This is a genomic window from Peptoniphilus sp. BV3AC2, assembly GCF_000478945.1.
Classification (GTDB): domain Bacteria; phylum Bacillota; class Clostridia; order Tissierellales; family Peptoniphilaceae; genus Peptoniphilus_B; species Peptoniphilus_B duerdenii.
On the sequence record NZ_AWXD01000012.1, the window covers coordinates 1 to 5,036 of the forward strand.

A 5,036-nucleotide genomic window follows, 5' to 3' on the forward strand; every position below is an offset into this window, starting at 1 on the left:
GGATAGTCCTACGATTTCTACGTTGTCTCCTACTTTTACTGTTCCTCTTTCTACTCTTCCTGTTGCTACTGTTCCTCTTCCTGTGATTGAGAAGATGTCTTCTACTGGCATTAGGAATGGTTTGTCTGTGTCTCTTTCTGGTTGTGGAATGTAAGCGTCTACTTCTTCCATTAGTTTTACTATTTTGTCTCCCCATTCTCCTTCTGGTTCTTCTAGGGCTTTTAGTGCTGATCCTACTACGATTGGTGTGTTATCTCCGTCGAAGTCGTATTCGCTTAGTAGGTCTCTTACTTCCATTTCTACTAGTTCGATTAGTTCTGGGTCATCTACTTGGTCTTCTTTGTTTAGGAATACTACTATCTTTGGTACACCTACTTGTCTTGCTAGTAGGATGTGTTCTCTTGTTTGTGGCATTGGTCCGTCTGCTGCACTTACTACTAGGATTGCTCCGTCCATTTGTGCTGCTCCTGTGATCATGTTCTTTACGTAGTCGGCGTGGCCTGGACAGTCTACGTGTGCGTAGTGTCTGTTTGGTGTTTCGTATTCTACGTGTGATGTTGAGATTGTGATTCCTCTTTCTCTTTCTTCTGGTGCTTTGTCGATGTGTGCGTAGTCTACGAATTCTCCTGATCCGTATCTCTTGTTCATTATTAGTGTGATTGCTGCTGTTAGTGTTGTTTTACCGTGGTCTACGTGTCCTATTGTTCCTATGTTTACGTGTGGTTTGTTTCTTTCAAAATGCGCTTTTGCCATTTTAATCCTCCTTAAGCCTCTTCATTTATGAGGTAAAGTAAATCCTCAAATCTATTTTAACACAAAGTCATTAAAAAAACTAAATTTATATGTGTAAACCCATAAAAAAATAGCCATCTTCATGGCTATTGAAATTTAAATTCTTTCTATATATGGCATGGCAAATTTCTTCATGTAGTAGTAGAAATATATAAATCCTATAAATTCTGCAATTGGAGGCGCCCACCAAACTAGACTGAGCTTTCCAAATCCGCTTAAGAAGTATGCAACCGGGATAAGTCCCACTCCCTGTCTAATGATAACTCCCACTAAGGACAGAGTTCCATTGCCAAGGGATTGAAAAAGTGACCCAGTTACCATTGAAAATCCAGCGAATAGGAAAGAAATAGAAATCGTTCTAAAAGCAACCACTGCCACTTCCAGAAGACTATCGCTAACTCCAAAGATATCTTTTAGAATAAAACTAGATAGGAATTGGAAAATCAGTATTCCAACTACCATGATCATCATTCCCCAGATGATTGCAAGTTCATAGGTCTTCTTCGCCCTCTCTCTATTCTTCGCACCGTAGTTATATGCGATGATTGGAATAATCCCGCTATTTAAACCGAAGATCGGCATAAATATAAAGGACTGAATCTTGTAGTAGATTCCGTATGCTGCCACCGCCGTCTTGGAAAATCCGTTTAAAATCTTGTTCATAAGAGAGATTGAAACTGATGTAATAGTTATAAGTATGATGGAAGGAAGTCCAACGGTGTAGATTTTCTTTATAACATTCCACCTTGGGACAAATGTCCTCATCTGTACTTCTACATTGTACCTATGATTTAAGTAAAGTCCCACAAACATACCAATGATTTGACCGATTATAGTCGCATAAGCCGCCCCTGCAATTCCAAGAGCCGGTAGTCCGAAGTATCCAAAGATAAGAATCGGATCCAGGATAATATTTATGATTGCACCGATACCTTGGGTGAGCATGGTGAGATAACTTCGTCCCGTGGATTGTAAAACTCTCTCCATGGTGATTTGTACAAAAACCCCGAAACTTCCCATGGTAACTATCCTTAAATATATTTTTCCATAATCAATAATTTCCAAATCATCTGTGGTGAGACGGAAATATTTTTCTGAAAGTGTAAGTCCTAGGATAAAAAATATTATAGAGTAGCAAAACGCTAGAAACATTCCATTTTCCGCTACACTATTTGCAAGTTCAAAGTTCTTCTCCCCGAGGGAACGAGATAAAAGAGAATTTATCCCCACTGCAGTACCAACAGCCACCCCAATCATGGTATTTTGAATAGGAAAGGCAATGGACACAGCAGTAAAAGCATTCTCCGAAATCTTCATCACGAAGTATGAGTCCACAATATTGTATAAAGCTTGAATAAGCATTGAAATCATTATTGGTACAGAAATCTCCAATATAAGGCTTGAGATATTCTTGGTACCCATTTTATTTTCTTTGATAGTAATTCCTCCTTAACTATCTTATTATACTAGATAAATGGTAAAATAGAAATAAATGTAATTGGGTAAGTATCTATTAGGAGGTAATTATGAAAATATTTATTACAGCGCGAATCCCGGACGAAATACTTAAGAGACTAAGTAAGTACGAATTAAATTATCACGACAGCGAAATTCCTCTAACCAAGGAAGAAATCATAGAAGGCGTAAAGGACGCAGAAGTTTTGCTATGCCCACTAAGCGACAAAATAGATAGAGAAGTCTTAGAAGCAGGAGGAAATCTAAAACTTGTAGCTAACTATGGAGCAGGATACGACAATATAGACACAGCTTCTGCAAAAGAAATGGGCATCTATGTAACCAACGCCCCTGCACCATCCAGTGCTGTATCAACAGCAGAGCTAACCTTTGGACTTATGCTTGCCATCTCAAGAAGAATCGTAGAAGGTGAAAGACTCTCCAGAGAAGATAAATTCCTAGGATGGAGACCAACCTACATGCTTGGTCACGAATTAAGAGGCAAGACTCTTGGAATCTTCGGTCTTGGAAATATAGGAAGCAATTTAGCTAAGCGTGCATTGGCATTTGAAATGAATGTCATCTACCATTCAAGAAATAGAAAAGAAGAAATGGAAAAGTTGGGCGTAAAATATGTGGACTCACTTGACGAACTTCTAGAAAAGTCAGACTTTGTATCCCTACACAGCGCATTTAAGCCAGAACTTAAACATATGATTTCAACGAATGAGTTTAAGAAGATGAAGAAGAGTGCATACCTAATCAATGCAGCAAGAGGACCATTGGTAGAAGAAAAAGAACTTATCAAGGCCCTAAACAAAGGAGAAATCGCAGGATGCGCCCTTGACGTTTACGAATTCGAACCTAAAATCTCAGAAGAATTAAAGAATGCAAAGAATATCCTACTTGCACCACATTTAGGAAACGCAACCTTCGAAGCAAGGCTTGAAATGGGTAACGCAGCCGCAGACAATATAGAAGACTATGAAGCTGGCAAAGAACCTAGAAACAATGTAGCGAAATAGATAAAATTATTTTTTGCATAAAAAAACCTCAGTAGCATCATTAGCATCTGAGGTTTTTGTTTTTGTATTGTTTATTATGATTGTAATTTAAATTATAAATTAATTATTCCGGCGGAAATATTATAAAAATAGCTTTGCAAAATAAATCCAAAAAAAATGTGCAGATAAGTTCTACACATTTTTTTAAATAATTTTACTATTTAATTGTTCCCTCTATATATTTTCCAGTATCCGCATCTAGAAATCTTATTTTATTTCCAGAAATGGTTACAGTTTCTACATCTACATTTGCTTTTTTGCTGTAGATTATTTTTTGTTCTCTATCGAAGACTAGGATTTCCTTATTGTCGAAGGTAGCAACTACGAAATCTCCTATCTTTCTCATTCCTGTCAATCCGCCACCGGATAAAATTTTGCCATCTATGTCTTTTAAGGCTCCCTTGTCTGCAGAAATTTTGTAGTAAATCTTGTCATTAAGAACAGTGAATAGAAGTGGATCCCATTTATTTAGATTGATTGAAAGGACTTCTTTCACTTCGTCTTTTTCAATGTCATAGTAATTTATTGTCTTTTTCGTATCGCTATCCACTTGATAATATAATTTGCCATTGTCAAATTTGAAGCCAGAACCATTTTCTTTTATTACCTTTATAGGATTTGCCTTGCCATCTTCAACAATAGCAACAACTATACTATAATTATCTTGGTTTTTCCCGATTAGGTAAGTCTTTCCATTTATGCTTTGCTTTTCAAAGTATAAAATTAATTTGTCGCTATATTCTTCTGCGGATTTTTCCATAGGTTTTACTTCTGTGTTTTTACTGCCATCTTTTGATTTAGATGAAATCACAAGCCCATCTCTATTTGTAAAAGAATAGTTTAGATCAAACTCATCGTGGCAAAATCTCCAGGTGAGAGGGAAATATGTCACATCTCTAAATACAAGTAGTGGATACTTTTCTTTCGAATTTATTATTCTATTTTCATTTACATTTACAATAAATGTTGGAACTCCCGCCTTGTAAGAATTTTTATTTTTAAATCCTTGGTCGTAATTACTATACTCTCCTATAGAATTTGGATCTCGGCTGACACTAAAGATTCTCTTATACTTATCCCAATCGGTAGTAAGTCCCATAAATCTGGAGTTTTTGTAGGTTAGCGGAAAATAGGTTATATCTCTATAAACAATAAGAGGATACTTGCTTTTCTCATTGTCCATCTTAACTCCATTTATTTTAACAGGAAACTTCGGCAAATTTACATTTACATTTTTAGCAAAGGTAGCACTTGGAAGTATTGCAATGGCTAAAATTAAAACCATTAATTTTGACTTTTTCATGACTTCTCCTTTAATTAAAAATTATACTTACATCTTCATCTGTTCATTTAATATATGAATTTACATGACCTATCTGTGCAACTTATTCATTATAAATAAATAATAAGCTTTCAGACTAGTTATTCTTGTCTCCATTCTTGAACCTTTTGGGGTTGGTGTAGTTCATAATTCCTCCTTGACGATTGTCTTTTTTTATAATTTAGTACACTGCTTTAACTATATTATACCCCCCCGACTAAGTAAAACTTTTTCTAATAATTTTTTGCATAAAAAAAACTTGCGTCGTCTCTATAGATCAACGCAAGTTAATTATTAATGCTTAAAAAGCAACCGGCAATAACTTACTCTCCCAGGCCGTTACCAGCCAAGTACCATCAGCGCATGAAGGCTTAACTTCTGTGTTCGATATGGGTACAGGTGGG

General features: G+C 36.2%; 4 protein-coding genes and 1 rRNA gene. 1 reads left to right on the forward strand and 4 read right to left on the reverse strand.

Going from position 1 to position 5,036, the window contains the following annotated elements; translation table 11 throughout:
* Together HMPREF1252_RS03805 and HMPREF1252_RS03810 are read right to left on the reverse strand one after the other, a co-directional pair.
* Positions 1-753, reverse strand: a 753-nt coding sequence (locus HMPREF1252_RS03805) for an elongation factor Tu (protein ID WP_023059426.1), incomplete at its 3' end; no start/stop codon positions are given.
* Positions 754-888: 135 nt separating this feature from the next.
* Positions 889-2,214 carry an MATE family efflux transporter gene (locus HMPREF1252_RS03810; RefSeq protein ID WP_023059453.1) on the reverse strand — a complete coding sequence of 442 codons (1,326 nt, stop codon included), beginning with the start codon at positions 2,212-2,214 and terminating at the stop codon, positions 889-891.
* Positions 2,215-2,318: 104 nt separating this feature from the next.
* On the opposite strand from HMPREF1252_RS03810, the gene HMPREF1252_RS03815 reads away from it, so the two are divergent.
* Positions 2,319-3,272 carry a 2-hydroxyacid dehydrogenase family protein gene (locus HMPREF1252_RS03815; protein WP_023059455.1) on the forward strand — a complete coding sequence of 318 codons (954 nt, stop codon included), beginning with the start codon at positions 2,319-2,321 and terminating at the stop codon, positions 3,270-3,272.
* 196 nt (positions 3,273-3,468) lie between these two features.
* Here the strand turns inward: HMPREF1252_RS03815 and HMPREF1252_RS09235 are convergent, their stop codons facing one another.
* Both HMPREF1252_RS09235 and rrf read right to left on the reverse strand, forming a co-directional pair.
* Positions 3,469-4,614 (reverse strand): hypothetical protein, encoded by a 1,146-nt coding sequence (locus tag HMPREF1252_RS09235; protein WP_023059454.1) that lies wholly within the window; start codon positions 4,612-4,614, stop codon positions 3,469-3,471.
* A gap of 328 nt (positions 4,615-4,942) precedes the next feature.
* Positions 4,943-5,036, reverse strand: a 5S ribosomal RNA gene (gene rrf, locus HMPREF1252_RS09240); the annotation flags it as partial.

Excerpts from the sequence above, each read along its gene's own strand:
- HMPREF1252_RS03810 (WP_023059453.1), bottom strand. The coding sequence starts at position 2,214 with ATGGGTACCAAGAATATCTCAAGCCTTATATTGGAGATTTCTGTACCA.
- HMPREF1252_RS03815 (WP_023059455.1), top strand. The coding sequence starts at position 2,319 with ATGAAAATATTTATTACAGCGCGAATCCCGGACGAAATACTTAAGAGA.
- HMPREF1252_RS09235 (WP_023059454.1), bottom strand. The coding sequence starts at position 4,614 with ATGAAAAAGTCAAAATTAATGGTTTTAATTTTAGCCATTGCAATACTT.